The following is a 26125-nucleotide window of genomic DNA, read 5'->3' as shown; positions in this document are numbered from 1 at the left end:
GGTCAGGACCTTCCGTGGGTGGGGGTGGCGGAGCGGAGCAGTTCTAGGGTTCAGCCAGGATCACGGTTCGACCGCGAAGGCCGAGGTGAACCGCACGTCGCCCTCGACCATGTCCCGCATGTCGGGCAGGCCGTTGCGGAACTGCAGGGTGCGCTCGAGACCCATGCCGAACGCGAAGCCGGAGTACTTCTCCGCGTCGACGCCGCAGGCCCGCAGGACGTTCGGGTCGACCATGCCGCAGCCGCCCCACTCGACCCAGCCGGCACCGCCGCGCTTCTCCGGGAACCAGACGTCGACCTCGGCCGACGGTTCGGTGAACGGGAAGTACGACGGGCGCAGCCGCGTCACCGACTCCGGGCCGAACATCGCCTGGGCGAACGCGTCGAGCGTGCCCTTGAGGTGGGCCATCGTGATGCCCTCGTCGACGGCCAGCCCCTCGACCTGGTGGAACACCGGGGTGTGGGTGGCGTCCAGCTCGTCGGTGCGGAACGTCCGGCCGGGGCAGACCACGTAGACCGGCAGGTCGCGCGCGAGCAGCGTGCGGATCTGCACCGGCGAGGTGTGGGTGCGCAGCACCTGGCGGGCCTCGGGCGGCTCGACGTGGAACGTGTCCTGCATCGTGCGCGCCGGGTGGTCGGGCAGGAAGTTCAGCGCGTCGAAGTTCAGCCACTCCGACTCGACCTCGGGACCCTCGGCCACCTCGTAGCCCATCCCGATGAAGATGTCGGCGACCCGCTCCGAGATCTGGGTCAGCGGGTGCCGGCTGCCGCGCGCGTGCCGGTCGCCGGGCAGGGTGACGTCGACGGCCTCCTCGGCCAGCACCCGCTCGTCGCGCTCGGTGGAGAGCACCGCGTGGCGCTGGTCGTACTCGGTCTGGATCGCCTGCCGGACCTCGTTGACGCGCTTGCCCGACTCCGAGCGCGCCTGCGGGGGCAGCGCCCCGATCTCGCGGCGCGCGGTGAGCACCGGCGAGCGGTCGCCGAGGTGCGCGGGCTTGAGCGCCGTCAACGCCTCGAGCGTCGTCGCGCCGGCGAAGGCCGCGCTCGCCTCGGCCCGTGCCGCGTCGAGGGTCTCGGGGTCGAGCGCCGCGACCTGCTTGGGGTCGTAGAGGTCGTTGGTGCCGGACATCGAGGTGGTCTCGCTCCTGCCGCTCTCGGGTGCGTCGACGATGGTATCGGAGCAGGTCGAACCCGTTCCGCGACCGCCTCCCGGATCAACCCTCGGAGGCGGCCGGCCCCGACCCCTGCCCGAGAGCCGCCAACCTCGCGCGCACGGTGTCGCCGATGGTCGCCAGGGTGTCCAGCTCGTCCGGCGAGAGGTGGTCCATGAGGACCTCGCGGACGTCGCCGACGTGCTGCGGGGCCGCGGCCTCGATGAGGACCCGGCCCCGATCGGTGAGGGCGACGACGGCCCCGCGCTGGTCGGTGGCGCACGGCTCGCGCGTCACCAGCTCACGCTTCTCCATCCGACCGAGGTGCTGGGACAGCCGGCTCTTCTCCCAGCGCAGCAGCCGGCCGAGCTCGAAGGGCCGCAGCCGCCCCTCCGGCGCCTCCGCCAGGTGGGCCAGGACCTCGTAGTCGGCCCCGGAGAGCCCGCAGCGCGTGCGGAGCCGCCGGTCGAGGAACTCGGAGAGCCCGTCCTGCATGACCATCAGGGCGCGCCAGGCCCGTTGCTCGCGCTCGTCCAACCACCGCGCCTCGTCCACGACCGGCAGCCTAGCGATTGGTTGACGTGTGAACCAACCGGACGTACGTTTCGTTCACACGTGAACTACCGGCTGGGCAGCGAGGAGAGCGAACATGAGGATCGTGACGATCGGGCGGGGGAACATCGGTGGCGGGCTGGCCCGGCTCTGGCGCGCGGCGGGACACGACGTCGAGGAGCTCGGGCGGGACGGCGGGGACGCGTCGGACGCGGACGTCGTCCTCGTCGCCGTGCCGGGCGATCAGGTCACGCCGGCGCTCGGGAAGGTCACCGGCCTCGCCGGGAAGATCGCCATCGACGCGACCAACGTCTTCGGCGACCGGCCGGGCGACGTCCCGTCGAACGCCGAGGAGGTGCAGGCCTCCACCGGCGGGCCGGTGGCCAAGAGCTTCAACATGAACTACGCGAGCCTGTTCGACCGCGTCCGCGAGCAGCGGGTGCGCCCCAGCAACTGGTACGTCGCCGACGACGGCGCCGTCGAGGTCACCGAGACGCTGATCCGCGACGCCGGCTACGACCCCGTCCGCGTCGGCGACCTGTCGCGGGCCCGCGCCTTCGAGCACGCGGTGTGGCTGCTCCTCGCCGCCACGCCGCCCGGTGGGGTCTTCTACCGGTTCGCGCCCCCCGGCGAGCTCTGAGCGGCCCCGCCCGTCAGTGCTGCACGCGCGCCGACGCGTAGAGGCAGACCGCGGCGGCGGTGGCGAGGTTGAGGCTCTCGGCCCGGCCGTGGATCGGGACGCGGACGCGACGGTCCGCGCGGCGGGCGACGGCGTCGTCGAGCCCGTGGGCCTCGCTGCCGAACAGCCAGGCCGTGGGCCCGGCGAGCAGGTCGTCGGCGGTCGCGTCGAGCACGGTGTCGCCGTCGCCCGCGGTGGCCAGCACGGTCAGGCCGCGGGCCCGCAGGGCGTCGAGCACCTCGTCGACGTCGCGGTGGACCGCCACGGGGACGTGGAAGAGGCTGCCCATGCTCGCCCGGACGCACTTGCCGTTGTGGGGGTCGACGGCCTCGCCCGCGAGCACGACGGCGTCGGCGCCCGCGGCGTCGCTGGTGCGCACGACCGTGCCGGCGTTGCCGGGGTCGGCCACGCCGACCAGCACCGCGACCAGGCGAGGGTCGCCGGCGAGGGCCTCGTCCAGGCCGACCGTGACGGTGGAGCACACCGCGGCGACGCCCTGGGGCGTGACGGTCTCGGAGAGGGCGGCCGCGGCCTTGTCGGTGACACGGGCGACCCGCACACCGGCGGCCTCCGCCCGGTCGCCCAGCTCCGGGTGGCGGTCGGCCACCGCGTCGGTGAGGAAGAGGTCGTGCATGCGGCGCTTCTCATGACCGCCCGGGTCGTCCTCGGCCCAGGTCAGCGCGTCCCGCACGGGGCGCAGACCCTCGACCAGGAAACGCCCGGCCTCGAAACGCGCCGCGCGCCGCAGCAGCTTGCGGGCTGCTACGACGCGCGGCGTGCGTTCGGTGAGGAGCTCGCTCAGGCGGCGTCCTCGTTCTTCGCGTTCTTGTCGTCGGGGACCGCCGCCCGGGCGACCTCGACCAGCGCGGTGAACGCGGCCGGGTCGGAGATGGCGATCTCCGAGAGGTTCTTGCGGTCGACCTCGACGCCCGCGAGCTTGAGGCCCTGCATGAACCGGTTGTAGGTCATGTCGTTGGAGCGGGCCGCCGCGTTGATGCGGGTGATCCACAGCTGCCGGAAGTCGCCCTTGCGCTGCTTGCGGTCGCGGTAGGCGTACGTCAGCGAGTGGAGCGTCTGCTCCTTGGCCTTGCGGTAGAGCCGGGAGCGCTGACCGCGGTAGCCGCTGGCCATCTCCAGGGTGGTGCGACGCTTCTTCTGCGCGTTGACCGCGCGCTTCACGCGTGCCACGTGGTCCTGCCTTCGATCTGATCAGGGAGCGGAGGTGATCCGTCCGGGGTGGGTCGGCCGGGGCCGGGGTGGGGCTCAGATACCGGTGAGGCTCAGCTGTTGCCGAGCATGCGCCGGATGCGCCCGGTGTCCTGCGGCGCGACCACGTCGTTGCCGGAGAGCTGGCGGGTCTTGTGGCTGGACTTCTTCTCCAGCAGGTGGCGCTTGCCCGCCCGCTCGCGCAGCAGCTTGCCGGTGCCGGTCACCTTGATGCGCTTCTTGGTGCCGCTGTGCGTCTTGTTCTTCGGCATGTCCTGTCCTTGCTCCTCGTGCGGATCGGGATGCTCCGGAGTCGATCGTCGAGCTCCGCTGCGCTCCGTCTCCTGCCGGGGTGGTCGACGCCTGCACCGTGGTTCTCACGACGGTACGGACGCCCGGGATCCCGGCCGACGCCCACCCGGGGGTGGGTCCGGCCGGTCGTGCGGACCGCTCAGCTCGCCGGCTCGTGCGCGTCCTGGTTGGCTTCCTGGTTCGCGCGCGGCGCCTTCTGCGGCTTCTTGTTCGGCGCGAGCACCATGGTCATGTTGCGACCGTCCTGCTTCGGCGTCGCCTCGACGTAGCCGAGCTCGCCGACGTCCTCGGCGAGACGCTGGAGGAGACGGAAACCCAGCTCCGGGCGCGACTGCTCGCGGCCACGGAACATGATGGTGACCTTGACCTTGTGACCCTGCCCGAGGAAGCGGGTCACATGACCCTTCTTCGTCTCGTAGTCGTGCGGGTCGATCTTCGGCCGGAGCTTCTGCTCCTTGATCACCGTCTGCTGCTGGTTGCGCCGCGACTCGCGAGCCTTCTGCGCGCTCTCGTACTTGAACTTGCCGTAGTCCATGAGCTTGCAGACCGGCGGGCGGGCCTGGGCGGCCACCTCGACCAGGTCGAGGTCGGCCTCGCGGGCCAGGCGCAGGGCGTCCTCGATACGGACGATCCCGACCTGCTCCCCGTTGGGGCCGACCAGTCGCACCTCGGGAACGCGGATGCGCTCGTTGATGCGGGTCTCTGTGCTGATGAGCTCTCCTCGGGTCCGTGACACTGTCTCTGCGACCCTGGCGCGAGGAGCCCCGATGAACGTCGGGCCCCGCGCCACGTCAGGTGGCTGCAGGGCCCACGGTCGACCGATCCCGCGTCCCGTCTCGGGGACGCGTCCACCCCGACACCCACGTGCCACGGTGGCGGACCGGAACCCGCTCGCCTGTGCGGCGGACGGGTGGGAGCCGGGGCTCCACTTGCCGCTCGGTGGACGCAGAACACCCATCGAGCTGGTCGCTCAGGTCACAACGTACCACTGCGCTGCAGTGTTCCCCGGCAGCGGGTCAGCGGGCCTCGCGGGGCGTCACGCCGGGCCCAGGAGCTGGGCGAGGGCCGACTCGGTCAGCCACTCCCGGTGACGCTCCGGGGACCAGCCCATCTCCACCACGAGCAGGTGGTGCATCTCCGGGCTGGCCAGCGCCGCGTAGCGCTCCCCCGCCTCCTGTGCGGTCATCCCGGCCGGGAGCGCCCCGTCGAGCAGGTCCGAGGCCAGGCGGACGATCTCGTCCACCCGTCGGTCCAGGAGCCGTCGGCGCAGGTCGACCGCGAACTCCTCGCGATCCGCCGCGCCCCGGATCACCGCGTGCACCGGACTGGTCCGCTCCAGGGTGCGGCAGCTCGCCGCGACCCAGCCCCGGAGCCGCTCGGCGGCCGTGGGCAGCTCCCGGACCTCGTGGACCCACTGCTGGTGCAGCATCACCGCGCCGTCCGGCCCCGTGATCGCCGCCTCGATGACGCCCTCGAGCAGGCCCCGCTTGCCGCGCAGCGAGGTGTAGATCGTCTCCGGCGAGACCCCGGCCTCCTCGGCGATGGCCGTGACCGTCGTGCGCGCGTACCCGTGCTGCACGAACAGGCGCGTGGCGGCCTCGACGGCGCGCCGTCGTGTGGCCTCCACCTGCTCGGCGCGCACCGGTGAGCGGTACGGGCGCCGCGCCCCCTTGACGTCACCGGCCATTCGGGAACAGTATCACTCAGGTCACTACAGTGTGTCTGTACCCGATTCCTCGGGAGTCGCCATGTCGTCCCAGGTGCTCGGCCCCGGCGGTGGCCGCCGACCGGCCCCGACCCTCGCGATGAAGGTCGAGCCGGACGCCGCGGCCTTCGCGGTCTTCGAGTCGGAGCTCGCCCCGGGCGCGCCGGGGCCGGCGCCGCACCGCCACCTCGTCGACGACGAGGCCTTCTACGTCCTCGCCGGCTCGGTGGCGTTCCTGCTCGACGGCGAGGTCACCACCTGCGGACCGGGCTCCTGCGTCCTCGTCCCTCGCGGCGTGGCGCACGGGTTCGCCAACCCTTCCGCGGAGCCGGCGCGCGTCCTGGTGGTCACCACCCCCGGCGCCACCCGGCTGGTCGAGGGCCTGCACGCCCTGCGGCGCCGGGGTGCGGGGCCCGAGGAGATCGCCGACCTCTACCGCCACCACGACACCGAGCTCGTCGCGATGCCGTCCGGGAGCCCGCGGTGACGGAGGTGTCCGCGTCCCCTGCGACGTCCCCCGCGACGTCCCCCGCGGTGGGCGCCGACCGCGTGCGTCGCGTCGTCTCCGCCGACGGCACCGAGATCGTGCTCGAGCGGGTGACCGACGGGGACCTCGACCTGCTCCTCGTGCCGGGAGGCCCGTCCCGGCGTACCCGCTGGGCGGCCGTGGCCGCCGGCCTGGCGGGTCGGTGGTCGTGCTGGCTCGTCGACCGGCGCGGCAAGGGCGACTCCGGCGACACCGCGCCCTACGCCCTCGAGCGGGAGTACGAGGACCTGGCCGCCGCGGTGACGTCGTTCCCCGGGCCGGTCGCCCTGGCGGGCCACTCCAGCGGCGCGATCTGCGTGCTCGGCGCGGCCGGTCTGGTGACGCCCGCCGCCCTCGTGCTCTACGAGCCGCCCTGGCCGGTCGGACGTCCGCGGGTGCCGGCCGAGCGGATCGACGCGCTCGACGACCTGGTCACACGGGGCGACCGGGAGGCGGCGGTCGCGCTGGCGTTCCGGGAGATGGTGGGCGTCCCCGAGCCCGTGCTCGCGGGCCTGCGGCGCAGCCCGGCGTGGTCGGAGTCGACCGACCTGATCCACACCTGGCCGCGGGAGATGCGGGCGATCGAGGCGCTGCCCGGCGACCTGGGTGTCCTCGCCGGGATCGCCGCCCCCGCGCTCGTGCTCGTCGGTAGCGCCTCCCCCGAGCACCTCCGCGTGTCGTCGTGCGCGGTGGCCGCCGCGCTGCCCTCGGCGACCACCGTCGAGCTGGAGGGCCAGGGCCACTCGGCCCTGGCCACGGCGCCCGACGTGGTGGCCGCCGCGATCCGCGACGGGCTCGGCGATCGCTCCTAGCCGGCCTTGCGTGCGCGAGCGCGGCGCACCGGCGCGATCTCGGGTTCGACGAGGTCGGCCAGGAACTGACCGGTGTAGCTGCCCTCCACGGCCGCGACCTGCTCCGGGGTGCCCTGGGCGACGACGGTGCCACCGTTGTTGCCGCCTTCGGGGCCCATGTCGACCACCCAGTCGCTGACCTTGATGACGTCGAGGTTGTGCTCGATGACGAGGACGGTGTTGCCCTTGTCGACGAGGCCGTTGATGACGCCGAGCAGCTTGCGGATGTCCTCGAAGTGCAGACCCGTGGTCGGCTCGTCGAGGATGTAGATCGTCCGGCCCATCGACCGCTTCTGGAGCTCGGAGGCCAGCTTCACGCGCTGGGCCTCACCGCCGGAGAGCGTCGGGGCCGGCTGCCCGAGCCGGACGTAGCCCAGCCCGACCTCGGTGAGCGTCTGCAGGTGCCGGTGGATCGCGCCGATGGGCTTGAAGAACTCGGCGGCCTCCTCGATCGGCATGTCGAGGACCTCGGCCACGTTCTTGCCCTTGTAGTGCACCTCGAGCGTCTCGCGGTTGTACCGCGCGCCCTTGCAGACCTCGCAGGGCACGTAGACGTCGGGCAGGAAGTTCATCTCGATCTTGATGGTGCCGTCGCCGGCGCACGCCTCGCAGCGCCCGCCCTTGACGTTGAACGAGAACCGCCCGGGCCCGTAGCCGCGGACCTTCGCCTCGTTGGTGGCGGCGAAGAGCTTGCGCATGTGGTCCCACACGCCGGTGTAGGTCGCGGGGTTGGACCGCGGCGTGCGGCCGATCGGCGACTGGTCGACGCGCACCAGCTTGTCGAGGTGCTCGAGGCCGGTGACGCGGGTGTGGCGGCCCGGGACCTGGCGGGCCTTGTTGAGCTTGTTGGCCAGCACCGTCGCGAGGATGTCGTTGACCAGCGTCGACTTGCCCGAGCCCGATACCCCGGTGATCGAGACGAGGCAGCCGAGCGGGAACGCGACGTCGACGTCGTGCAGGTTGTGCTCGCGCGCGCCGACGACGCCGACCTGGCGCGTCCGGTCGATCGGACGGCGGATCTCCGGGATCGGGATCTGCTCCCGGCGCGAGAGGTAGGCCCCGGTGAGCGACTCGGGGCACTTCTCGAGGCCCTCGACCGGGCCGGAGTAGACGACCCGCCCGCCGTGCTCGCCGGCACCGGGCCCGATGTCGACCACCCAGTCCGAGGCGCGGACGGTGTCCTCGTCGTGCTCGACGACGATGAGGGTGTTGCCGAGGTCGCGCAGCCGCGACAGCGTGTCGATCAGCCGGCGGTTGTCGCGCTGGTGGAGCCCGATCGACGGCTCGTCGAGGACGTAGAGCACCCCGACCAGGCCCGACCCGATCTGCGTGGCCAGCCGGATGCGCTGCGCCTCGCCGCCGGACAGCGTCGCCGCCGCGCGGGCCAGCGACAGGTAGTCGAGCCCGACGTCGAGCAGGAAGCCCAGGCGGGCGTCGATCTCCTTGAGCACCGCCCCGGCGATGACCTGCTCGCGCGGCCCGAGCTCGAGGCCCTTCATGAACTCGGCGCAGTCGGCCACCGAGAGCGCGCAGACCTCGGCGATCGAGCGGTCGCCCAGGGTCTCGTGCCGCAGCGTGACCGCGAGGATCTCCGGCTTGAGCCGCGTCCCCCCGCACGCCGGGCACGGCACGTCGCGCATGTAGCCCTCGTAGCGCTCGCGGGCGCTGTCGGACTCCGCCTGGTCGAGCCGGCGCTCGAGGAACGGCACGACGCCCTCGAACGACGCGTAGTACGAGCGCTCGCGGCCGTAGCGGTTGCGGTAGCGCACGTGCACCTGGTCGTCCGAGCCGTGCAGCACGGCCTTCTGCACCCGCGCCGAGAGCTTGCGCCACGGTGCGTCCATACGGAAGCCGACCTGCTCGGAGAGCGCGGTGAGCAGCCGGGTGAAGTACTCGGCGGACTGGCCGATGGCCCAGGGCGCGATGGCGCCGTCGGCGAGCGAGAGCTCGTCGTCGGGCACCAGCAGCTCCGGGTCGACCTCCTTCTTGATGCCCAGGCCGGTGCACGTGGTGCAGGCGCCGTAGGGCGAGTTGAAGGAGAAGGCGCGGGGCTCGAGGTCGTCCACCTGGAGCTGGTGGCCGTTCGGGCAGGCCATCCGCTCGGAGAAGCGGCGCTCGCGGTCCGGGTCGTCGTCGGGGAGGTCGACGAACTCGAGGACGATGATGCCCTCGCCGAGACGCAGCCCGGTCTCGACGGAGTCGGTGAGGCGCTGCTTGGCGCTCGACTTCACCGACAGGCGGTCGACCACGACCGAGATGTCGTGCTTCTCCTGCTTCTTCAGCGTGGGCGGCTCGGACAGTGGATAGACGGTGCCGTCGACCAGCACGCGGGAGTAGCCCTGACCCTGGAGCTGGCTGAACAGGTCGACGTACTCGCCCTTGCGGCCGCGGATGACCGGCGCGAGCACCTGGAAGCGCCGGCCCGGCTCCATGTCGAGCACCTGGTCGACGATCTGCTGGGGCGTCTGCTTCGAGATGATCTCGCCGCACGTCGGGCAGTGGGGCGTACCGGCGCGGGCGTACAGCAGGCGCAGGTAGTCGTAGACCTCGGTGATGGTGCCGACCGTCGAGCGCGGGTTGCGGCTGGTCGACTTCTGGTCGATCGACACGGCGGGCGAGAGGCCCTCGATGAAGTCGACGTCGGGCTTGTCCATCTGCCCGAGGAACTGGCGCGCGTAGGCCGACAGCGACTCGACGTACCGCCGCTGCCCCTCGGCGAAGATCGTGTCGAAGGCGAGGCTGGACTTCCCGGACCCCGAGAGGCCGGTGAAGACGACGAGGCTGTCCCGCGGCAGGTCGAGATCGACGCCCGTGAGGTTGTGCTCACGGGCGCCTTGGACGACGAGACGATCGACCACGTGCAGGGCCTCCTGGTCTCCGGTGAGAGCGCGCCGAGGTGGGGACACACGTCTTCGGCTGCCTCTCCCCCGGCGTTCTCCATGCTAAGAGGGACCCCCGACAACGGCCGTCGGTGGCCGGGTGGGCTCGGCCGGGTGGGGGCTCGGGGCGACGACCGGTCCGGGGCGGCGGGTGCCCGGCGTGTGGCTCAGGGCGCCGGGTAGCGCCGGGCGTACCAGGTGGGCGGTTCGCCGAACAGATCCGTGAAATCGCGCGAGAGGTGCGCCTGGTCGGCGTACCCCAGCTCGGCGGCGAGGCCCGCCCAGTCGGCCCGCGTGCCCGCCTCCCACCGGTCGACGACCTCCTGCAGCCGGTACCGGCGGATGACCCACTTGGGACCCAACCCGACGTGCTCGGAGAACAGGCGCTGGAGGCTGCGCATTCCCAGCCCCGCCGCCGCGGCGAGCCGGTCGACCCGCGCGATCGTGGGATCGGCGGCGACCCGGGCGACGAGCTCGCCGGCCTCCCGCGCCGCGGGTCCGGGACCCTCGGCGGGCAGGTGGGCGCGCAGCCAGTCGGTCATCGCGCCCTCCAGGACGGGCTCGCCGGCCAGCGCCGGCAGGGCGGCCACCTCGACCTCGCGGTCGACGAGCGCGCTCACCGGCCCGTCCGCGAGCGCCCGGAACACCCCCGGCCGGAAGGCGGCGCCCACCACCGAGCCGCGCCCGGCCAGCTCACGCACCATGTGCCGGCTGCGGGGCCCGACGACACGCGGCGGTCCCCTGTCGATGAGCGACACGTGCACCTGCGGCAGCGGCACGATCTTCTGGGCGTAGGGCTCCGCGTACTCCCAGGACGCCGTCCACAGCCGCTCCACCCACGGGGCGAGCTCCGCGTCGGGCTCCTGCACGGCGATCCGCTGGGCCGTGCGCCAGTGCCCGCCGAGCTCGCGGGGGTCCCGCTCGTCGGGTTGTCGCGTTCGTCCATGACCGGGCGCCGGCACGTCACTAGCGTCCTCGTCGTGTTCCCCGACTTCACGCCCCGCCCGCACCTCGTCGCCGCCGCGGCCGCGCCGCACGAGGCCCTCGTCGCCGCGGCCGCCGACCACCTCGACGCTCCCGTCCCCTGCGAGGGCTGGACCGTCCGCGACCTCGCCGAGCACATGCTCACCTGGACACCGGTGCTCGCCGGCGCCGGTCGCGGCGCGCCGCCCGAGCCCGGGGCGCCGACGCTCGAGGGCGACTGGACCGCCGTCCTCGGCAAGGACCGTGACGACCTCGTCGCCGTCTGGAGCGACCCGGCCTCCTGGCAGGGCACCACCACCATGACCAGCTCGGAGCTGCCCTCCACGGTCGTCGGGACGATGACGTTCTGCGAGCTCGTGCTGCACGGCTGGGACCTCGCCCGCGGGCTCGGCGAGACCGCGACCTGGGACGACGCGCTGCTCGAGGAGGCCTACGAGGCGCTCTCCCAGCTCACACCGCTCGGGCGGCAGATGGGGGCCTTCGGCCCCGCCATCGAGGTCGCGCCCGACGCGCCGCTGCTCGACCGCGTCGTCGCCGTCGCGGGGCGTGACCCGTCCTGGCGGCCCTGACCTCCCCGGCGGGGGCAGGATGGTGTCCATGAGCGAGATCGACCCCGCGGACCTGGCCCGGTTGCGGTCGCGGCGGGCCTGGAGCGAGGAGGTCGGCGAGGACCGCGCCGCACGCCGCGCCGAGTGCGCCGCGACTCGCGCGGGCCACCTCGCCGTCGTCGTCGCGTCGGGCGAGGTGCCGCGGTGCGAGCACTGCGGCGAGACGCTGAGCCCGGACGCGCTGCGGAAGGCGGGCTACAAGCCCGCGCGGTCCTGACCGGCACTACCCTTCCGGGCGTGGACCTCCTCGACCAGTACACCGGCCATGTCGAGCCCGCCGGCCCCGCAGCGCGCCGCGACCTCCAGGACGTGTCGATCACCAAGGTGTCGGTCGGCCCGATGGACAACAACGCCTACGTCCTGGTCGACAAGGCCACCGGGCAGGCGCTGCTGATCGACGCGGCGAACGAGACCGACCGGCTGCTCGACACCGTCGACACGGTCGCCTCGCGGGACAAGCTCTCCGCGCTCGCGACGACCCACAGGCACTGGGACCACATCCAGTCGCTCGAGGACGTCGTCGGCGCCGTGCACCCGAGCACCTACGCGCACGAGAAGGACGCCCCGGAGCTGCCCGTCACGCCGGACCACACGGTCGGCGACGACGACACCGTGTCCTTCGGCAACTCGTTCGTCGAGATCATCCACCTCGACGGGCACACGCCCGGCTCGATCGCCCTGCTCTACCGCGACCCGGCCGGCAGCGCCCACATCTTCACCGGCGACTCGCTGTTCCCGGGCGGCCACGGCAAGACCGCGACCCTGGAGCACCACGAGTCGCTGATGAACGACCTCGAGCACAAGGTGTTCAGTCGCCTCGACGACGACACCCACGTCTACCCGGGCCACGGCGACGACACGACCCTGGGCGCCGAGCGCCCGCACCTCCCGGAGTGGCGCGAGCGGGGCTGGTGAGCGGGCTACTCGCGCTCGACCCTCCGTAGCCCGTGCGCGGGCGTCCACCACTCGACGACGAGGCGCGTGGCCCGCTCGTCGAGGTGGGTGTGGACGACCTCGTCGATGTCGGCGTGGAACAGATCGCCGTCCGGCCCCTCGGTGATCGCCCCGGCGACGACGGCCCGACCGGCGATCTTGGCCTCGCCCGGCCACTGCGCCTCGGCGCCCTCGACGGGGTCGACCGTGGCGCTGTGCACGGCGAACCGCGGGTCCCGGCGCAGGTCCGCGCCCTTGCGCGCGCCGGGCATCGAGCCGAAGGTCAGCCGACCGTCCTCGAAGACCGTCTCGATCCCCGAGATCCGCGGCGAGCCGTCGGCCCGCAGCGTGGCGAGGGTCTTGTGCTTGTGGGCGTCGAACAGCGCGCGCACCCGCTGCGCGAACTGCGGCGCCGCCTCTTCGACGTCGTGCCAGGCCACCATGCGCCGAGGATGGCACCGGGCACCGACAACCCGGCACGCGCCGAGGCGGTCGACGACCCACTCGTTCGGCGTATCGGCTCGCTAACGATCCGTCGATCTGCTCCGATCGTGCTGCTGACAGGTCGCGCACAACCATCGGGGGATGTCCATGTCGACGCAGGAGAGCTCGCCGCCGCGGGGGCGGACACGGATCGTCGTCGGGGTGCTGGCGGCGCTCCTCGTGGTGGTCGTCGTCCTCGCCGTGCTCGTGCTGACGGGGGTCACCCGCGGCCTGTTCGCCAAGGACATCACCCGCACGGTCCGCAACGACGTCGACGCGAGCGGGCTGGTCGCCGCGCTCGTGTCGTACCCGGACTCGATCCGCGGGGGCACGCTCGCGGGGGGCCAGGCCGAGCTCGGCGTCCAGATCGACCAGGCGGCGCTGCGCGGCGGCGACCCCGCGGCCCAGCCGGCGACGATCGTCCTGCGCACCTACAGCTGCCCGGGCGCCGACGGCAGGCCCGCGACGACCCGCATCACCGTCGAGGGTGCCGACGCCGCCCACGTCGCCCCGCGGCCGGCCACGGCCGGCGGCGGCGTGGCGCTGACCGGCACGTTCGAGATCGTCGGCGTGCAGCCGGTGGCGCCGGGCGCCGCGCCCGAGTGCCGGATCGAGCTCGCCGCACGCTGACCGAACCGTGACGCGGGAGCGGTATCCGCGCCGCACCCCGGCAGGCCAGGCTCGGGTCGTCACGGTCGACGACTTGTGGGAGCGACGATGCGCGAAGACATCTCTTTCGACGCCGAGGGCGCGACGCTGCGCGGGTGGTTCTACGCACCCGACGCCGCGGACGCGAGCGGTGGCCATCCCTGCGTGGTGATGGCGCACGGCTTCTCGGCGGTCAAGGAGCAGCACCTCGACGACTACGCCGAGGTCTTCGCCGCCGCGGGCCTGGCGTGCGTCGTCTACGACAACCGCGGGCTCGGCGCCTCCGACGCCGCGCCGGGCACGCCGCGCCAGGAGATCGACCCCTGGGAGCAGATCCGCGACTACCAGCACGCGATCACCTACGCGCAGGGCCGCGACGACGTCGACGCCGGCCGGATCGGCGTCTGGGGTTCCAGCTACTCCGGCGCCCACGCCTACGTCGTCGGTGCCATCGACCGGCGCGTGAAGGCGGTGTCCGGGCAGGCGCCACTGGTCTCCGGACGGCGATCGTTCGAGTCGCTCGTGCGCATCGACGCGTGGGGACCCACCTGGGACGCGTTCGCCGCCGACCGTCTCGAGCGGGCCCGGGGCGGTTCGCCGGCCATGATGCCGGTGGTCACCGACGATCCGGCCGGGGCCGCCGCGCTGCCGACCGCGGACTCGTACGAGTTCTTCACCCGCACGCAGCGGGAGCGCGCGCCCTCCTGGGAGAACCAGGTGACGCTGCGCTCGATCGAGCTGTTCCAGGGCTACGAGCCGGGCCGGTACCTGCCGCTCATCGCGCCGACGCCCGTGCAGATGGTCGTGGCGCAGGAGGACCGCCTGGTGGCGAGCGAGCTCGCGACGGCGGCCTACGAGACCGCCGCGCACCCGAAGAAGCTGGTCATCGCGCCCGGCGGACACTTCGACGCCTACACGGGCCCGGGCTTCGAGGTCAGCTCCTCCGCCGCCCGGGACTGGTTCGTCGAGCACCTGCGCGTCGGCAAGACCGGCTGAGGCGGCCCGGAGCACCTCAGCTCCAGGCCCACCCCGTCCACCGGGTGACCTCGACGACGATCACCGGCCCCTCGGGCGGCTCCTCGCGGTGCTGGGGGTAGCGGGCGCCGAGCGCCCCGCGGGCCCGCGCGAGCTCCGCCGCGTCGTCGGTGACCGTCGCGACGCCGTCGGCGCGCACCCACCACAGGGCGCTCCAGTCGTCGTCGTAGTGGTCGACGAGCAGCGTGACGCCCGGATTGTCGGCGATGTTGCGCAGCCGCTTGAGCGCGCGGTGGCGCTTGGGCTTGGCGTCCACGGCGATGAGGACGGTGTCGTCCTCGACCGCGAACACGACGGGCACGAGGTGCGGCTGCCCGTCGCCCGCGACCGTGGCCAGACGGGCGACGCGCGCCGCGGCGAACCGGCGGCGCGCGTCGTCGACCTCGAGCGTGGGCACGTCAGCCGACGAGCTTCGCGAGCTCGTCGAGCTCCTTCAGGACGGTGTCGCGGTCGGCGGAGCTCACACCGTAGATGGCCCGGTCGAGGCCGATGCGGCGGTAGCCGTCGAGGGCCTCGGACGAGGTCTCGGCGCCGAACAGCGACATCGGGATGCGGCCGCGACCGGCGTCGGCGGCGCGCTGCTGGAGCGCGTTCGCCCGCTCCTCGAACTGACCGATGTTGTCGGGGCCGACGCGCTGCGGCAGCCAGGCGTCGCCGAAGTCGAGGACGCGGTCCTCGACGCCGGGTCCCATGCCGCCGACGTAGACCGGCGGGTGCGGGTCCTGCACCGGCTTGGGCCAGGCCCAGCTCGGGTCGAAGTCCACGAACTCCCCGTGGAACTCCGCCTCCTCCTTCGTCCACAGCTCCTTCATGGCCTTGATCTGCTCACCCATGAGGCGCATGCGGGTCTTGGGGTTGGTGCCGTGGTCCGCCATCTCCTCGCGGTTCCACCCACCGCCGATCCCGAAGAGGAAGCGTCCTCCCGACAGGCGGTCGAGGCTCGCGACCTCCTTGGCGGTGTTGATCGTGTCGCGCTCGATCACCAGGCAGATGCCGGTGGCCAGCTTGAGCGTCGTCGTCGCGGACGCCGCGGCGGTGAGCGCGACGAAGGGGTCGTAGGTGTGGGAGTACATCCGCGGCAGGTCGCCGCCGCCCGGGTAGGGCGACTCCCGGCTGGTCGGGATGTGGCTGTGCTCGGGGAACCAGAGGGAGTCGAAGCCCCGGGCCTCCACCTCCTTGGCCAGCGCGGCCGGGTCGATGGCGTAGTCGGTCGGGAACATCATGATGCCGTGGTCCACGTCCCGTCGGTTATCCCGTCGCGAGGGACGGCACACTGGGCGGGGATGGAGTCCACACGCGTCGACCGCTGGCTGTGGGCGGTGCGGCTGACCAAGACCCGCGCCGACGCGGCCGAGGCCTGCCGGGGTGGGCACGTGCGCGTCAACGACACCCCGGCCAAGCCCGCCACCGTCGTGAAGCCGGGCGACACGATCCGCACGCGGGTCTACGAGATCCCCCGCATCGTCGAGGTCACCAAGGTCATCGAGAAGCGCGTCGGCGCCCCCGTGGCCGTGACCTGCTACGTCGACCACACCCCGCCGCCTCCTCCGCCGGAGGAACGGCCCGCGCCGGTCGCGGTGCGCGACCGCGGCGCGGGCCGTCCGACCAAGCGGGACCGTCGGCTGATCGACGCCCTACGGGAGAGCGCCGACCCCGACGGGGTGTGAGCGCCGCTCAGAGCGTCGCCGAGAACGACTTGGTCGTCAGACCCCGGCCGCCGATCCAGGGCTCGAAGCCGGCCTGGACGCTCGTCATGAACCACTCGGGCTTGGCGACGCCGCGGCGCTGGGCGTCGGCGACGAACTGGTCGAGCGGGAGGTCGGTGACCTCGAGCGTCGGCTGCCGGCGCACATAGCTGATCGTCGGCAGGTCGATCGCGCCGAGCCAGACGTCCCAGGTCGTGCCGCCGATGCTGACCTCGGCCTTCTTCTCCCCGATCGGCTGCACGCGCGGGGTGTTCTTCAGCCAGATCATCAGCTCGAGACCGGTCGGACGGCCGTTGCGCCGCGGTGTCGGGTCCATCCAGAGGTCGTACGAGACGTTGTAGTCACCCGTCGGCGGCACCGCGACCGACCAGGAGGAGCGCAGCCCCGCGAGCTGCGAGACCGGCTTCGGGAACGGGCTGTCCTTCGTGCAGTTGCCGTAGTTGCAGCCCCAGACCATCGACGGGTACGACGCGGGCTCGTGCTCCTTGTGGTGGTCGGCCGGGTCGACGACGAAGCCGGTGTCGAACGCGGTGATGCACTGCGGGGTGTCGGCGCCCCACACGTTGTTCTGCGCCTCGTAGCGCCCGCCCGCCACCGGGGTGGACTCGGTCTTGCCGCAGACCCGGGTCCCTTCGACGCGGGGTGTCGTGGCCGTCGCCGGGCTCCCGCCCAGCAACACCGAGAGCACGGCCAGGAGCGCCACGATCATCCCGCTCGTCGCCCGTCGTCGACCGTTCATCTGCCGCCATCCTCGCTGCTCGACCGTTCGTCGCGCCTGAAGCTACGTTCGTCGCCGCAGTCGGAGCAGCCTCGTCCCCCGTTCGAACGGGTGGACCTTCCCCCACACGGACCTCAGAGGAGCACTCAGACACCGTTCCGGGTGAGCGCGAACGCGTCGGTGGACAGGCCCTCGCCGCCGATCCAGGGCTCGAAGCCGGCCTGCACGTTGGTGAGGAACCAGGAGGGCTCGACCACGCCGCGCCGGGTGGCGTCGGTGATGAAGTCGCTGATCGGGAGGTCGAGGACGGTGGTGGTCGACTCCTCGCGGACGTAGGAGATCACCGGCAGGCCCTCGTTCTCGCCCTGCCAGATCTCCCAGCGGGCGTCGCCGATCTCGACGTCGGCGCGCTTCGAGCCGATCGGCTGCACACGGTCGGTGCGGTCCAACCAGATCATCAGCTCGGCGCCGGTGTTGGCGCCGTCGCGGCGCGGGGTCGGGTCGAGCCAGACGTCGTAGGCGACGTTGTAGTCGCCGCGGCGCGGGACGGTGACCGCCCAGCTGGAGCGCACGTCCCCGAGGTCGGCCAGCGGGCGCGGGAACGGCGCGTCGCGGGTGCAGGTCCCGTAGTTGCAGCCGACGACGATCGACGGGTAGGCGGCCGGCCCCGAGTCCTTGTCGTGGCTCGCCTGCACCGAGAAGCCGGTGTCGAACGCGGTGGTGCACTGCGGGGTCGTCGCGCCCCAGGCGTTGTTCTGCACCTCGTAGCGCCCGCCGGCCACGGGCACCGACTGGAACTTCCCGCAGATCCGCTGACCCTCGCGCGAGCCCTCCGGGGGCAGCGGCGCGAGCGGACCGCCGGCCCCGGCGCCGTTGACGATCGGGGCCCCGGCGGTCGGGATCGTCAGCGGTGTCCCCTCGGTCTCCTCGCCCGCCCCGCCGCAGCCGGCGAGGACGAGGACGAGGGCCAGTACGGCCACTGCGGCGGCGAGCAGTCGCCGGGCGTCACCCATACGGGGGGAGGCTAACGAGGAGGATCCGGACGCACGGCGGGGGTCGGGACGCGTCGGGCGAGCACGTCGTCGAGCCCGGCGCCGTGGTCCTCAAGGGCGGCGACGATGTCGACGGGCGGGTCTGCGCCCGTGATCACCGCGGCGGCCAGGACGGCGGCCGCCGGCGCGGTCTCGATGCCCGAGCCGCCCTGGCCCGCGAACAGGTGCAGGCCGGGGTGCTCGGGGCGGTCGCCGATCACCAGGGAGCGGTCCGGGGCGAAGGTGCGCAGCCCCGTCCAGCTCGTGACCACCGAGCGCAGGCCCAGCGTCGTCACGTCGTTGACGGCCTCCAGGGCGCGGGCGACGTCGAGCTCCTCGGGACGGGGGTCGCCCGGCTCGGCGGGGGTCTCCTCGGAGGGCGAGACCAGCAGGTACTCGCCCTCCGGTTTGGCGTACCAGTGCTCGCCCACGGAGACGGCGAACGGGTCGTCGCGGCGTACCGGCGCGCCGTCGGGTATCCGGGCGATCGCGATCGTGCGCCGCAGCGGGCGCAGGCCGATCGGCGCGGCGCCGGCGAGGGTGAGCAGACGGTCGGTCCAGGCCCCGGCGGCGAGCACGACCGTGTCGGCGTCGACGTGGTCGTCCCCGATCCCGACGCACCAGCCGGTCGCCGTCGCGTCCAGCGCCGTGACCGGGATACCCGTGCGAATCTCCCCGCCGCGGGCCCGCAGGGTGCGGCGGTAGTGCTCGTGCAGGCCCAACGGGTCGGCGTCCTGGGCGTCCTCGACCACGCCCGCCGCCCGCACGCGGTCCGCCCGCAGCGCCGGCCAGCGCCGGACGACCTTGGCGACGGTGAGCTCGTCGACGGTGCCGAGCGTCAGGATCTCCTCGCGCAGCGTCCGCTCCTCGTCGTCGTCCTGCGCGATGTGCAGGACCGCCCGCGGCCGCAGGAACGAGTGCCCGGCCTCCTCGGCCAGGGCGGCGAAGCGCTCGCGCGAGGCGGCGACGAGCGCGCGGGCGGGCGCCGCGCCGTGGCCCGGGATGTAGCTCGCGGCGGAGCGTCCCGTCGTGTGCCGGGCCAGCTCGCGCTCGCCCTCGACGAGCAGCACGTCACGGTCGCGCGCGAGCTCCGCGGCGACCGACATCCCGGCGATCCCGCCACCGACGACGACCACACCCATGTGAGCGATCTTCCCGGCTATCGCCGAGAACGTCACTCACGGACGGAGGTCGAGGCCCAGATCGAGGACGGGCGCGGAGTGGGTGAGGGCGCCGACGGCGAGGTAGTCGACGCCCGCGGCGGCGTGGGCGGCGGCGGTGTCGAGGGTCAGGCCGCCGGAGACCTCCAGGCCCGTGCCCGGCGCGCGGGCGTCGCGACGCGCCACGGCCTGGGCCGTCTGCGCGGGCGTGAAGTTGTCGAGCAGGATCAGCGCGACGCCGAGCCCGAGGGCCTCGTCGAGCTGCGCGAACGAGTCGACCTCGACCTCGCACGGCAGGTCCGGCGCCGCGGCGCGGGCGGCGGCGAGGGCCGCGGTCACCGACCCCGCGGCGGCGACGTGGTTGTCCTTGATCAGGACCGCGTCGCCGAGCGACATCCGGTGGTTCACGCCGCCCCCGCAGCGCACGGCGTACTTCTGCAACGCCCGCAGCCCGGGGACGGTCTTGCGGGTGTCGCGAATGCGGGCGCGGGTGCCCTCGACGGCGTCGACCCAGGCCGCGGTGGCCGTCGCCACCCCCGAGAGCTGCCCGAGCAGGTTGAGCGCGGTGCGCTCGGCGGTCAGCAGGGTGCGCAGGGGCGCCCGGACGGCGAGGGCGACGTCGCCGGCGGCCAGCCGGTCGCCGTCGGCGCGGGCGTCGAGGATCTCCAGGTCGGGCCCGCAGACCCGCTCGAGCACGCGCACCGCCACCCGGACGCCGGCGAGCGTGCCCGCCGGACGGGTGCGGAACTCCCCCACCGCGACGGCGCCCTCGGGCACGCACGCCTCGGTGGTGGCGTCCGGCCCGTCGCGCAGGTCCTCGTCGAGGGCGCGCGCGACCACCGCGTCCACCTCGGCGGCGTCGAGCGTGTCCGGCAGGGACGAGGTCGTGGTCATGCCGCACCTCCGTGGCGGGCGTCGGTGGTCCCGACGTGCAGCCGCCCGTCGGCGTCGAGCGCGACGGTGCTCGAGGCGCGCTGCCAGTGCTCGTCGGTGGCCGGGTGGTCGGTGCGGACGTGGCAGCCCCGCGTCTCGGTGCGCGACCCGGCCGCGGCGAGCAGGGCGTGCGCGGCGAGGGTCAGGGCGGCGTCCTCGGTCTCGGCGCGGGTCACGGGCAGCCGCAGGGTGCTGGCGGCCTCGACGGCGTCCGAGGCGGCGGCGAGCCCCGCGGCGTCGCGCCCGATCCCGGCGCTGCGGGTCAGCGCGGCACGGAGCACGGCGCGGTCGGCGACGGGCACGGGCCGGGCCCGGGTCTCCGTCGGCTCGGCGAGCCGCCGCGGGCCGGCGAGTGCCCGCGCGACGTCGTCGGCGGCGCGGCGACCCACGACCAGGCCCTCGAGCAGGCTGTTCGAGGCGAGCCGGTTGGCCCCGTGCAGGCCGGTGCGCGCGACCTCCCCCGCCGCCCAGAGCCCCGGCACCCCGGTGCGCCCGTGGGTGTCGGTGACGACGCCGCCGCACGAGTAGTGCGCGGCGGGCCGCACGGGGACCGGGTCGCGGGCGAGGTCGACGCCGATCGCCGCGCAGGAGGCGGCGACCGTCGGGAAGCGCGCGGCGACGTCCGGGACGCCGGTGGCGTCGAGCCAGACGTGGTCGACGCCGAGCGCCGTGATCCGCCGCGTGATCGCGGTGGCGACGACGTCGCGCGGGGCGAGGTCGCCGAGCGGGTGCACGCCGGCCGTGACCGAGGCGCCGGTCGTGTCGCGCAGCACCGCGCCCTCCCCGCGCAGGGCCTCGGTGACGAGCGGGGCGCGGCCGTGGGCTCGCGGTGTGTAGAGCGCCGTCGGGTGGAACTGCACGAACTCGACGTCGGCCAGCGCGGCGCCGGCACGCAGGGCGAGCGCCCAGCCGTCGGCGGTGGCCACGTCGGGGTTGGTCGTCGTCTCGTAGAGCCCGCCGACGCCGCCGGTCGCGAGCAGCACCGCGGGCGCCGCCAACCACCCCGCGCGCCCGTCCGCGTCGCGGACCTCCAGGCCCCGCACGGTGCCGTCGGGGCCCGTGAGCACCGACGACGCCGCGTGGCCGGCGAGCACGGTCAGGCCGGCGCGGTCACCGGCGGCGAGCAGGGCGCGCTCCACCTCGGCGCCGGTCGCGTCCCCGCCGGCGTGCACGACGCGCAGCGCCGAGTGCCCGCCCTCGCGGGTGCGGGCGAGGCGCGCGGCGGGCCCGTCGAAGACCGCGCCCTCGGCGCGCAGCGCGGCGACGGCGGCCGGGCCGGCGGCGAGGATCTCCGCGGCGGCGCCGGCGTCGACCAGCCCGCCGCCGGCCGCGAGCGTGTCGGTGAGGTGGGCGTCGACGGAGTCGTTCCCCTCCTGTGACACCGCGTCGCCGAGCACCACCGCGATGCCGCCCTGGGCCCAGCGCGTGCTCCCGGCGTCCGGGGCGTCCTTGGTGACCACGACGACGCGCAGGCCGCGGCGCTGCGCCGCGAGCGCCGCGGTCAGCCCGGCGACCCCGGAGCCGACGACGACGAGGTCGGCCGTCGTCTCCCACTCACCCGCGCTCACTCCCCGCCCCCGGGCCGCCCGATCTCGATCATCCGCTGGACGGCGCCGCGGGCGCGCTCGGCCGTCTCGAGGTCGACGTGCACCTCGTCGCGCCCCTCGAGCAGCGCCCGGGTCAGCGCCCCCGGCGTGATCATCTTCATGTAGCCGCAGGAGGCGCGGTCGTTGACCGCGCGGAAGTCGACGTCGGGGTTGGCGCGGCGCAGCTGGTGGAGCATGCCGACCTCGGTGGCGACGAGGACGCTGCGCTTGGTGGTGTTCTTCGCGGCGTCGAGCATCCCGCCGGTGGACAGGATGTGGACCTGCTCGGCGGGGACGGCGCCCGCGCCGGCGAGGTAGAGCGCGCTGGTCGCGCAGCCGCACTCGGGGTGCACGAACAGGTCGGCCTCCGGGTCGGCCTGCGCCTGCGCGGTGAGCTCGGCGCCGTTGATGCCGGCGTGGACGTGGCACTCGCCGGCCCAGATGTGCAGGTTCTCCCGGCCGGTGATGCGCTTGACGTGGGCGCCGAGGAACTGGTCGGGCAGGAAGAGGACCTCGAGGTCCTCCGGGATGGACGCCACCACCTCGACGGCGTTCGACGACGTGCAGCAGACGTTCGTCTCGGCCTTCACCGCGGCCGTCGTGTTGACGTAGCTGACGACCACCGCACCCGGGTGCTCGCTCTTCCACTCGCGGAGCTCGTCGGCGCTGATCGAGTCGGCGAGGCTGCAGCCGGCGCGCGCGTCGGGGATGAGCACGGTCTTCTCCGGCGCGAGGATCTTCGCGGTCTCGGCCATGAAGTGGACGCCGCAGAAGACGATCGTGCCCGCGTCGCTCGCGGCGGCGATCCGGCTCAGGGCCAGCGAGTCGCCGGTGTGGTCGGCGACGTCCTGGATCTCGGGGCGTTGGTAGTTGTGCGCGAGCACCACGGCGTCGCGCTCGCGGGCGAGCCTGCGGATCTCGTCGGCCCATCCCGGTCCGGCGGTCAGCGGCCCGACGAGGTCCGTGGCAGCGGTGACGGTCATCGCCGTCTCCTCCCCCGGCGGCCCCTCGGCGTCGAGGGCGGCCGGTCTCGGTGGTTTTCGCCTCGTGGTCGAAAACATGGTCGACCGTACCCGTCACCCCGAGCCCCACGCCAGCACCCGTCACGGGCAGTGACGCGCACCACCGCCCGGAATGTCAGCGGCGTGGCGCTACGGACACCCAGTGTCTGCAGCGCCACGCCGCTGACACCTACGATCACTCTCCGTGGAGACCGCAGGCGAGCAGGGCAACTACGCCCACGACGTGCTCGCCGTCGTCCTGCGCATCACGGGCTCGGTGCCGAGCGTGCTGCTCTGGCAGCGGGCGCGGGAGCCGCACGCCGGCCGGTGGGCGCTGCCCGGGGGTCGGTTGGGGCCCGACGAGGACGTCGAGGCCTCGGTGCGCCGCCACCTCGCCGAGAAGGTCGACCTCGCCGAGGTCGCCCACGTCGAGCAGCTCGGGGTGTTCTCCGACCCCCACCGCGGCCCGCCGCCCCGGCGTGTCGCCACCGCGTTCCTCGGCCTCGTGCCCTCCGACGCCGACCCGGCCGTCCCCGACGACACCGCGTGGCACCCGGTGGACGCGCTGCCGGAGACGGCGTTCGACCACGGGGCGATCACCCGCGACGGCGTCGACCGGCTGCGCGCCAAGCTGTCCTACACGAACATCGGCTTCGCGCTCGCCCCCGACGCCTTCACGGTCTCCGAGCTGCGCGACCTCTACGCCGCGGCGCTCGGGCACCGCGTCTCGGCGACCAACCTGCACCGCGTCCTGACCCGTCGCGGCGTCCTGGTGCCCACCGGCGAGACGGCGCCGCCGGGCCCGAGCGGTGGGCGCCCCGCGGCCATGTACCGGTTCTCCGAGCACGAGTTGCGCGTGACCGATCCCTTCGCCACGCTCCGGCCTCCCGGGGCTGCGGTGTGACGCCACCCGGCGGCGAGGTCCCCGGGGTCGTAGCGTGGTCGACGTGGTCGAGACGCTGCCCCTGTTCCCGCTGGGAACCGTGCTGCTTCCCGGCGCCTCGCTGCCACTGCACGTCTTCGAACCCCGCTACCGCCAGCTCACGATCGACCTGGTGACCGGGACGATCCCGGGCAAGCAGTTCGGGGTGGTCGCGGTGCGGGAGGGCTGGAGCCCCGACGACGGTCGCGAAGGCCTGCACGACGTCGGCTGCACCGCGTCGCTGCGCGAGGTGCGGCGCCTGCCCGACGGGCGCTTCGACCTCCAGACCACCGGCGACCGGCGCTTCCGCCTCGTCGACGTCGACGACTCCACGGCGCCCTACCTCGTCGCCAACGTCGAGTGGCTCCCCGACGACGAGGGCGACACCCCCACCGACCTCGCCCCGTTCGCGATGGCCGCCCGCGCCGCGCACCGCCGCTACTGCACCACCGCCTGGCGCCAGCAGGGCGGCGGGGACGGCGAGATGCCCGCCGACCTCACCGACGAGGCGGCGACCGACGTCGCCGACCCCGAGCTCGCCCACATCCTCGCCGGCGACTGCCTCCTGCCGCTCTCCGATCGCCAGGAGCTGCTCGAGGAGACCTGCCCGAGGCAGCGCCTGCAGCTCATCCGGCGCTCGATGACCCGCGAGGCGGTCCTGCTCGCCGAGCTGCGCGCGGTGTGGGCCCCGAGCGCCAAGTTCGCGGTCGAGCACAGCCCGAACTGAGGCCCGCGCGCTCGTGACCCTCCCCGTCCCGGGCCTCGAGTTCCTCGCCCACGTCGAGGTCGAGCTCGGCGAGCTGCTCGACCTCGGCGTCACCGACGCGGGGCACCGGCGCATCGTCGCGATCGTCGGGGGCACCGTGACCGGCGAGCGCTTCTCGGGCGTCGTCCTGCCCGGCGGCGCCGACTGGCAGGTCGTCCACGACGACGGTGCCGTCACCATCGACACCCGCTACACCCTGCGCGCCGACGACGGCGCCCTCGTCCACATCCGCACCGGCGGGGTGCGCTCCGGGCCGCGCGCGGTGCTCGACGCCCTGGGGCGCGGCGAGGACGTCGACCCGTCGGCGTACTACTTCCGCGTCACGGCGACGTTCGAGACCGCGGCGCCGCAGCACCGCTGGATGACCCGGGTGCTCACGGTCGCCGTGGCCCGCCGACGGGCCTCGGCCGTCGTCTACGACGCCTACACGGTCACCTGAGACGGAGGCCGGGTCAGGACCGGGCGTCTCAGGTCAGCGCGCCGAGCACCGCCCGGTAGGCCTCGGCGGCCGGGCCGATGAGGCCGGCCGGAGCGGTCTCGTCGGTGACGTGGGCCTGCTCGGGCTCGCCGGGACCGAAGACGATCGTGTCGGCGCCGCCGAGGGCGGGGGCGAGCACGCTCGCGTCGGTGAAGTAGGTGGCGTAGCTCGGCGTCCCGCCCCCGAGCAGCTCGACCGTCCGCGTGACCCGCGCCGGGTCGGTGTCGATCAGCGGCAGCTCGACGAGGCGCTCGGTCTCGACGGGGCAGCCCGCGAGCCCGACGGTCGTGGCCTCGGCGGCGTCGGCGGTGTCGCCGGGGACCAGCCGCAGGTCGACGGTGAGCGCGGCCCGGTCCGGCACGACGTTCGGCTGGATGCCGGCGCGCATCATCCCGACGTTCGCGGTCGTCGCGCCGTGCGTCCGGCTCGTCGGCCACCCGTCGTGCTCGTGGATCCGCACCGCGGCGCGGGCCAGGTCGACCAGCGCGTTGTGGCCGAGGTCGGGCCGCGAGCCGTGCGCCGGGACGCCGCGGGCCCGCAGCACGAGCCACAGCACGCCCTTGTGTCCGAGGACGACGCGGTTGGACGTGGGCTCGGCGACGAGCAGCGTCCCGGACGGGGTCAGCGCGTCGGACGGGATCTCGCGGGCGCCCTCGCAGCCGGTCTCCTCGCCGAACGTCAGCACGACCTGCACGCCGCGGCCGCCCGCGCGGACGTGCTCGGCGGCCGCGACGACCGCCGCGGCCACGCCCGCCTTCATGTCGCTGCTCCCCCGCCCGCGCAGCCGTCCGTCGACGACGTCGCCGGCGAGCGGGTCGAACGACCACACGGCCTCGTCGGCGGGCACGGTGTCGAGGTGCCCGGTGAGCGTCACGGGCGTCTCGTCGCCGTGGCGCGCGACGACGTTCGCCCGGCCCGGCCGGGTCTCGTGGACCGCGACGGACAGCCCGGCGTCCTCGAGGTGCCCGGCGAGCAGCGCCGCCGCCGCACTCTCGCCACCGCCCCGGGTGTCGAGACGGACCAGTTCACAGGCCAGGTCGACGGCGTCCGTGCCACTCATGGGTGCCTCCCGCGGGGGTCAGAGCGGGTCGTCCCGCCCCATGTCCTCGTGCCCGTCGACGATGGCAGACAGCACGTACGTCAGCGCCGCCCCGAGGCCCGCGACCAGCGCGATCCACCACGGTCCCGGAGACGGCGGCAGGCTCGTCAGGACGGCGGGCACGGGGGCCCCGGGAGCGCCGGCCGTGCCGAGCGCCCGCGGGTCGACGAGCAC

At 74.0% G+C, this 26125-nt stretch carries 32 protein-coding genes; 12 read left to right on the top strand and 20 right to left on the bottom strand.

What is annotated here, in order from left to right; genetic code table 11:
- Positions 1 to 60: 60 nt before the first annotated feature.
- Both pheS and PH191_RS29650 read right to left on the bottom strand, forming a co-directional pair.
- Positions 61 to 1128: a phenylalanine--tRNA ligase subunit alpha gene (gene pheS, locus PH191_RS29655; RefSeq protein WP_274198227.1), complete on the bottom strand. Its 1068-nt coding sequence runs from the start codon at positions 1126 to 1128 to the stop codon at positions 61 to 63.
- 85 nt (positions 1129 to 1213) lie between these two features.
- Positions 1214 to 1705 carry a MarR family winged helix-turn-helix transcriptional regulator gene (locus PH191_RS29650; RefSeq protein WP_274198226.1) on the bottom strand — a complete coding sequence of 164 codons (492 nt, stop codon included), beginning with the start codon at positions 1703 to 1705 and terminating at the stop codon, positions 1214 to 1216.
- A gap of 94 nt (positions 1706 to 1799) precedes the next feature.
- On the opposite strand from PH191_RS29650, the gene PH191_RS29645 reads away from it, so the two are divergent.
- Positions 1800 to 2342, top strand: a complete 543-nt coding sequence (locus PH191_RS29645) for an NADPH-dependent F420 reductase (RefSeq protein ID WP_274198225.1) — start codon at positions 1800 to 1802, stop codon at positions 2340 to 2342.
- A 13-nt stretch (positions 2343 to 2355) separates the two neighbouring features.
- Here PH191_RS29645 and PH191_RS29640 read toward each other — a convergent pair whose 3' ends face one another.
- From PH191_RS29640 to PH191_RS29620, 5 genes are all read right to left on the bottom strand, one after another.
- Positions 2356 to 3183, bottom strand: coding sequence for a TrmH family RNA methyltransferase (locus PH191_RS29640; RefSeq protein ID WP_274198249.1), 828 nt, complete (start codon positions 3181 to 3183; stop codon positions 2356 to 2358).
- Entirely contained in the window at positions 3180 to 3569 is a 390-nt protein-coding gene (rplT, locus tag PH191_RS29635) for a 50S ribosomal protein L20 (protein WP_274198224.1), read from the bottom strand. Before rplT ends, PH191_RS29640 begins: the two co-directional genes overlap by 4 nt.
- 92 nt (positions 3570 to 3661) lie before the next feature.
- Positions 3662 to 3859 carry a 50S ribosomal protein L35 gene (gene rpmI / locus PH191_RS29630; protein ID WP_274190115.1) on the bottom strand — a complete coding sequence of 66 codons (198 nt, stop codon included), beginning with the start codon at positions 3857 to 3859 and terminating at the stop codon, positions 3662 to 3664.
- Between the two features lie 179 nt (positions 3860 to 4038).
- Positions 4039 to 4635 carry a translation initiation factor IF-3 gene (infC, locus tag PH191_RS29625; RefSeq protein WP_274198223.1) on the bottom strand — a complete coding sequence of 199 codons (597 nt, stop codon included), beginning with the start codon at positions 4633 to 4635 and terminating at the stop codon, positions 4039 to 4041.
- Positions 4636 to 4935: 300 nt separating this feature from the next.
- The gene (locus PH191_RS29620) at positions 4936 to 5586 is read right to left on the bottom strand and encodes a TetR/AcrR family transcriptional regulator (RefSeq protein WP_274198222.1); all 651 of its coding nucleotides are present in this window, start codon (positions 5584 to 5586) and stop codon (positions 4936 to 4938) included.
- A gap of 61 nt (positions 5587 to 5647) precedes the next feature.
- Here PH191_RS29620 and PH191_RS29615 point away from each other — a divergent pair, with 61 nt between their 5' ends.
- Together PH191_RS29615 and PH191_RS29610 are read left to right on the top strand one after the other, a co-directional pair.
- Positions 5648 to 6091, top strand: coding sequence for a cupin domain-containing protein (locus tag PH191_RS29615; protein ID WP_274198221.1), 444 nt, complete (start codon positions 5648 to 5650; stop codon positions 6089 to 6091).
- Positions 6088 to 6942: an alpha/beta fold hydrolase gene (locus PH191_RS29610; protein ID WP_274198220.1), complete on the top strand. Its 855-nt coding sequence runs from the start codon at positions 6088 to 6090 to the stop codon at positions 6940 to 6942. Before PH191_RS29615 ends, PH191_RS29610 begins: the two co-directional genes overlap by 4 nt.
- On the opposite strand, the gene uvrA is transcribed toward PH191_RS29610, so the two are convergent.
- Together uvrA and PH191_RS29600 are read right to left on the bottom strand one after the other, a co-directional pair.
- Positions 6939 to 9839: an excinuclease ABC subunit UvrA gene (uvrA, locus tag PH191_RS29605; RefSeq protein ID WP_274198219.1), complete on the bottom strand. Its 2901-nt coding sequence runs from the start codon at positions 9837 to 9839 to the stop codon at positions 6939 to 6941. The genes PH191_RS29610 and uvrA overlap by 4 nt on opposite strands.
- Positions 9840 to 10027: 188 nt before the next feature.
- Complete coding sequence (locus tag PH191_RS29600) at positions 10028 to 10822, bottom strand: AraC family transcriptional regulator (RefSeq protein ID WP_274198218.1); 795 nt, start codon at positions 10820 to 10822, stop codon at positions 10028 to 10030.
- A gap of 18 nt (positions 10823 to 10840) precedes the next feature.
- Between PH191_RS29600 and PH191_RS29595 the strand changes: the two genes are divergently transcribed.
- Genes PH191_RS29595 through PH191_RS29585 form a run of 3 tightly spaced genes read left to right on the top strand, consistent with a single transcriptional unit; the run spans position 10841 to position 12367 of the window.
- Positions 10841 to 11413, top strand: a complete 573-nt coding sequence (locus PH191_RS29595; protein WP_274198217.1) for a TIGR03086 family metal-binding protein — start codon at positions 10841 to 10843, stop codon at positions 11411 to 11413.
- A gap of 28 nt (positions 11414 to 11441) precedes the next feature.
- Complete coding sequence (locus tag PH191_RS29590; protein WP_274198216.1) at positions 11442 to 11669, top strand: hypothetical protein; 228 nt, start codon at positions 11442 to 11444, stop codon at positions 11667 to 11669.
- Between the two features lie 20 nt (positions 11670 to 11689).
- The gene (locus tag PH191_RS29585) at positions 11690 to 12367 is read left to right on the top strand and encodes an MBL fold metallo-hydrolase (protein WP_274198215.1); all 678 of its coding nucleotides are present in this window, start codon (positions 11690 to 11692) and stop codon (positions 12365 to 12367) included.
- A gap of 5 nt (positions 12368 to 12372) precedes the next feature.
- On the opposite strand, the gene PH191_RS29580 is transcribed toward PH191_RS29585, so the two are convergent.
- Positions 12373 to 12828: a pyridoxamine 5'-phosphate oxidase family protein gene (locus PH191_RS29580; RefSeq protein WP_274198214.1), complete on the bottom strand. Its 456-nt coding sequence runs from the start codon at positions 12826 to 12828 to the stop codon at positions 12373 to 12375.
- A gap of 142 nt (positions 12829 to 12970) precedes the next feature.
- Here PH191_RS29580 and PH191_RS29575 point away from each other — a divergent pair, with 142 nt between their 5' ends.
- Together PH191_RS29575 and PH191_RS29570 are read left to right on the top strand one after the other, a co-directional pair.
- The gene (locus PH191_RS29575; protein ID WP_274198213.1) at positions 12971 to 13498 is read left to right on the top strand and encodes a hypothetical protein; all 528 of its coding nucleotides are present in this window, start codon (positions 12971 to 12973) and stop codon (positions 13496 to 13498) included.
- Positions 13499 to 13585: 87 nt separating this feature from the next.
- Entirely contained in the window at positions 13586 to 14512 is a 927-nt protein-coding gene (locus tag PH191_RS29570) for an alpha/beta hydrolase (RefSeq protein WP_274198212.1), read from the top strand.
- A 16-nt stretch (positions 14513 to 14528) separates the two neighbouring features.
- Here the strand turns inward: PH191_RS29570 and PH191_RS29565 are convergent, their stop codons facing one another.
- Both PH191_RS29565 and PH191_RS29560 read right to left on the bottom strand, forming a co-directional pair.
- The gene (locus PH191_RS29565; RefSeq protein ID WP_274198211.1) at positions 14529 to 14948 is read right to left on the bottom strand and encodes a TIGR03668 family PPOX class F420-dependent oxidoreductase; all 420 of its coding nucleotides are present in this window, start codon (positions 14946 to 14948) and stop codon (positions 14529 to 14531) included.
- A gap of 1 nt (position 14949) precedes the next feature.
- A complete protein-coding gene (locus PH191_RS29560; RefSeq protein ID WP_274198210.1) occupies positions 14950 to 15789 on the bottom strand; it encodes an LLM class F420-dependent oxidoreductase in 840 nt (279 codons plus the stop codon).
- 45 nt (positions 15790 to 15834) lie between these two features.
- On the opposite strand from PH191_RS29560, the gene PH191_RS29555 reads away from it, so the two are divergent.
- Positions 15835 to 16218 (top strand): RNA-binding S4 domain-containing protein, encoded by a 384-nt coding sequence (locus tag PH191_RS29555; protein ID WP_274198209.1) that lies wholly within the window; start codon positions 15835 to 15837, stop codon positions 16216 to 16218.
- Between the two features lie 7 nt (positions 16219 to 16225).
- On the opposite strand, the gene PH191_RS29550 is transcribed toward PH191_RS29555, so the two are convergent.
- The 6 genes from PH191_RS29550 to nadA all read right to left on the bottom strand — a co-directional run bounded on the left by PH191_RS29550 (position 16226) and on the right by nadA (position 22668).
- Positions 16226 to 16996, bottom strand: a complete 771-nt coding sequence (locus PH191_RS29550) for a GH12 family glycosyl hydrolase domain-containing protein (protein ID WP_274198208.1) — start codon at positions 16994 to 16996, stop codon at positions 16226 to 16228.
- Between the two features lie 125 nt (positions 16997 to 17121).
- Positions 17122 to 17988, bottom strand: a complete 867-nt coding sequence (locus PH191_RS29545; RefSeq protein WP_274198207.1) for a GH12 family glycosyl hydrolase domain-containing protein — start codon at positions 17986 to 17988, stop codon at positions 17122 to 17124.
- An 11-nt stretch (positions 17989 to 17999) separates the two neighbouring features.
- Complete coding sequence (locus PH191_RS29540; protein WP_274198206.1) at positions 18000 to 19148, bottom strand: NAD(P)/FAD-dependent oxidoreductase; 1149 nt, start codon at positions 19146 to 19148, stop codon at positions 18000 to 18002.
- 36 nt (positions 19149 to 19184) lie between these two features.
- Positions 19185 to 20060: a carboxylating nicotinate-nucleotide diphosphorylase gene (nadC, locus tag PH191_RS29535; protein WP_274198205.1), complete on the bottom strand. Its 876-nt coding sequence runs from the start codon at positions 20058 to 20060 to the stop codon at positions 19185 to 19187.
- Entirely contained in the window at positions 20057 to 21667 is a 1611-nt protein-coding gene (locus PH191_RS29530) for an L-aspartate oxidase (RefSeq protein ID WP_274198204.1), read from the bottom strand. The genes nadC and PH191_RS29530 overlap by 4 nt, the downstream gene beginning before the upstream one ends.
- Positions 21664 to 22668: a quinolinate synthase NadA gene (gene nadA, locus PH191_RS29525; protein WP_274198203.1), complete on the bottom strand. Its 1005-nt coding sequence runs from the start codon at positions 22666 to 22668 to the stop codon at positions 21664 to 21666. The genes PH191_RS29530 and nadA overlap by 4 nt, the downstream gene beginning before the upstream one ends.
- Positions 22669 to 22891: 223 nt before the next feature.
- Between nadA and PH191_RS29520 the strand changes: the two genes are divergently transcribed.
- Genes PH191_RS29520 through PH191_RS29510 form a run of 3 tightly spaced genes read left to right on the top strand, consistent with a single transcriptional unit; the run spans position 22892 to position 24813 of the window.
- The gene (locus PH191_RS29520; RefSeq protein WP_420791867.1) at positions 22892 to 23590 is read left to right on the top strand and encodes an NUDIX hydrolase; all 699 of its coding nucleotides are present in this window, start codon (positions 22892 to 22894) and stop codon (positions 23588 to 23590) included.
- Between the two features lie 43 nt (positions 23591 to 23633).
- Positions 23634 to 24335 (top strand): LON peptidase substrate-binding domain-containing protein, encoded by a 702-nt coding sequence (locus PH191_RS29515; RefSeq protein WP_274198202.1) that lies wholly within the window; start codon positions 23634 to 23636, stop codon positions 24333 to 24335.
- Between the two features lie 13 nt (positions 24336 to 24348).
- The gene (locus PH191_RS29510) at positions 24349 to 24813 is read left to right on the top strand and encodes a DUF3237 domain-containing protein (RefSeq protein ID WP_274198201.1); all 465 of its coding nucleotides are present in this window, start codon (positions 24349 to 24351) and stop codon (positions 24811 to 24813) included.
- A 28-nt stretch (positions 24814 to 24841) separates the two neighbouring features.
- On the opposite strand, the gene PH191_RS29505 is transcribed toward PH191_RS29510, so the two are convergent.
- Positions 24842 to 25912, bottom strand: coding sequence for a M20 family metallopeptidase (locus tag PH191_RS29505; RefSeq protein ID WP_274198200.1), 1071 nt, complete (start codon positions 25910 to 25912; stop codon positions 24842 to 24844).
- Positions 25913 to 25930: 18 nt separating this feature from the next.
- Positions 25931 to 26125: hypothetical protein (locus PH191_RS29500; RefSeq protein WP_274198199.1), on the bottom strand; the 195-nt coding region annotated here is incomplete at its 5' end.

This window comes from Actinomycetospora callitridis (assembly GCF_028737265.1).
GTDB classification, from domain to species: domain Bacteria; phylum Actinomycetota; class Actinomycetes; order Mycobacteriales; family Pseudonocardiaceae; genus Actinomycetospora; species Actinomycetospora callitridis.
Note: the sequence above shows the minus strand (reverse complement) of the source record. Positions and strands in the feature narration are given on the sequence as shown.

Coding starts and splice junctions, on each gene's coding strand:
- pheS (WP_274198227.1), bottom strand. CDS start 1,128: ATGTCCGGCACCAACGACCTCTACGACCCCAAGCAGGTCGCGGCGCTC.
- PH191_RS29645 (WP_274198225.1), top strand. CDS start 1,800: ATGAGGATCGTGACGATCGGGCGGGGGAACATCGGTGGCGGGCTGGCC.
- rpmI (WP_274190115.1), bottom strand. CDS start 3,859: ATGCCGAAGAACAAGACGCACAGCGGCACCAAGAAGCGCATCAAGGTG.
- PH191_RS29620 (WP_274198222.1), bottom strand. CDS start 5,586: ATGGCCGGTGACGTCAAGGGGGCGCGGCGCCCGTACCGCTCACCGGTG.
- PH191_RS29615 (WP_274198221.1), top strand. CDS start 5,648: ATGTCGTCCCAGGTGCTCGGCCCCGGCGGTGGCCGCCGACCGGCCCCG.
- PH191_RS29590 (WP_274198216.1), top strand. CDS start 11,442: ATGAGCGAGATCGACCCCGCGGACCTGGCCCGGTTGCGGTCGCGGCGG.
- PH191_RS29580 (WP_274198214.1), bottom strand. CDS start 12,828: ATGGTGGCCTGGCACGACGTCGAAGAGGCGGCGCCGCAGTTCGCGCAG.
- PH191_RS29575 (WP_274198213.1), top strand. CDS start 12,971: ATGTCCATGTCGACGCAGGAGAGCTCGCCGCCGCGGGGGCGGACACGG.
- PH191_RS29570 (WP_274198212.1), top strand. CDS start 13,586: ATGCGCGAAGACATCTCTTTCGACGCCGAGGGCGCGACGCTGCGCGGG.
- PH191_RS29555 (WP_274198209.1), top strand. CDS start 15,835: ATGGAGTCCACACGCGTCGACCGCTGGCTGTGGGCGGTGCGGCTGACC.
- PH191_RS29550 (WP_274198208.1), bottom strand. CDS start 16,996: ATGAACGGTCGACGACGGGCGACGAGCGGGATGATCGTGGCGCTCCTG.
- PH191_RS29545 (WP_274198207.1), bottom strand. CDS start 17,988: ATGGGTGACGCCCGGCGACTGCTCGCCGCCGCAGTGGCCGTACTGGCC.
- PH191_RS29540 (WP_274198206.1), bottom strand. CDS start 19,148: ATGGGTGTGGTCGTCGTCGGTGGCGGGATCGCCGGGATGTCGGTCGCC.
- nadC (WP_274198205.1), bottom strand. CDS start 20,060: ATGACCACGACCTCGTCCCTGCCGGACACGCTCGACGCCGCCGAGGTG.
- nadA (WP_274198203.1), bottom strand. CDS start 22,668: ATGACCGTCACCGCTGCCACGGACCTCGTCGGGCCGCTGACCGCCGGA.
- PH191_RS29505 (WP_274198200.1), bottom strand. CDS start 25,912: ATGAGTGGCACGGACGCCGTCGACCTGGCCTGTGAACTGGTCCGTCTC.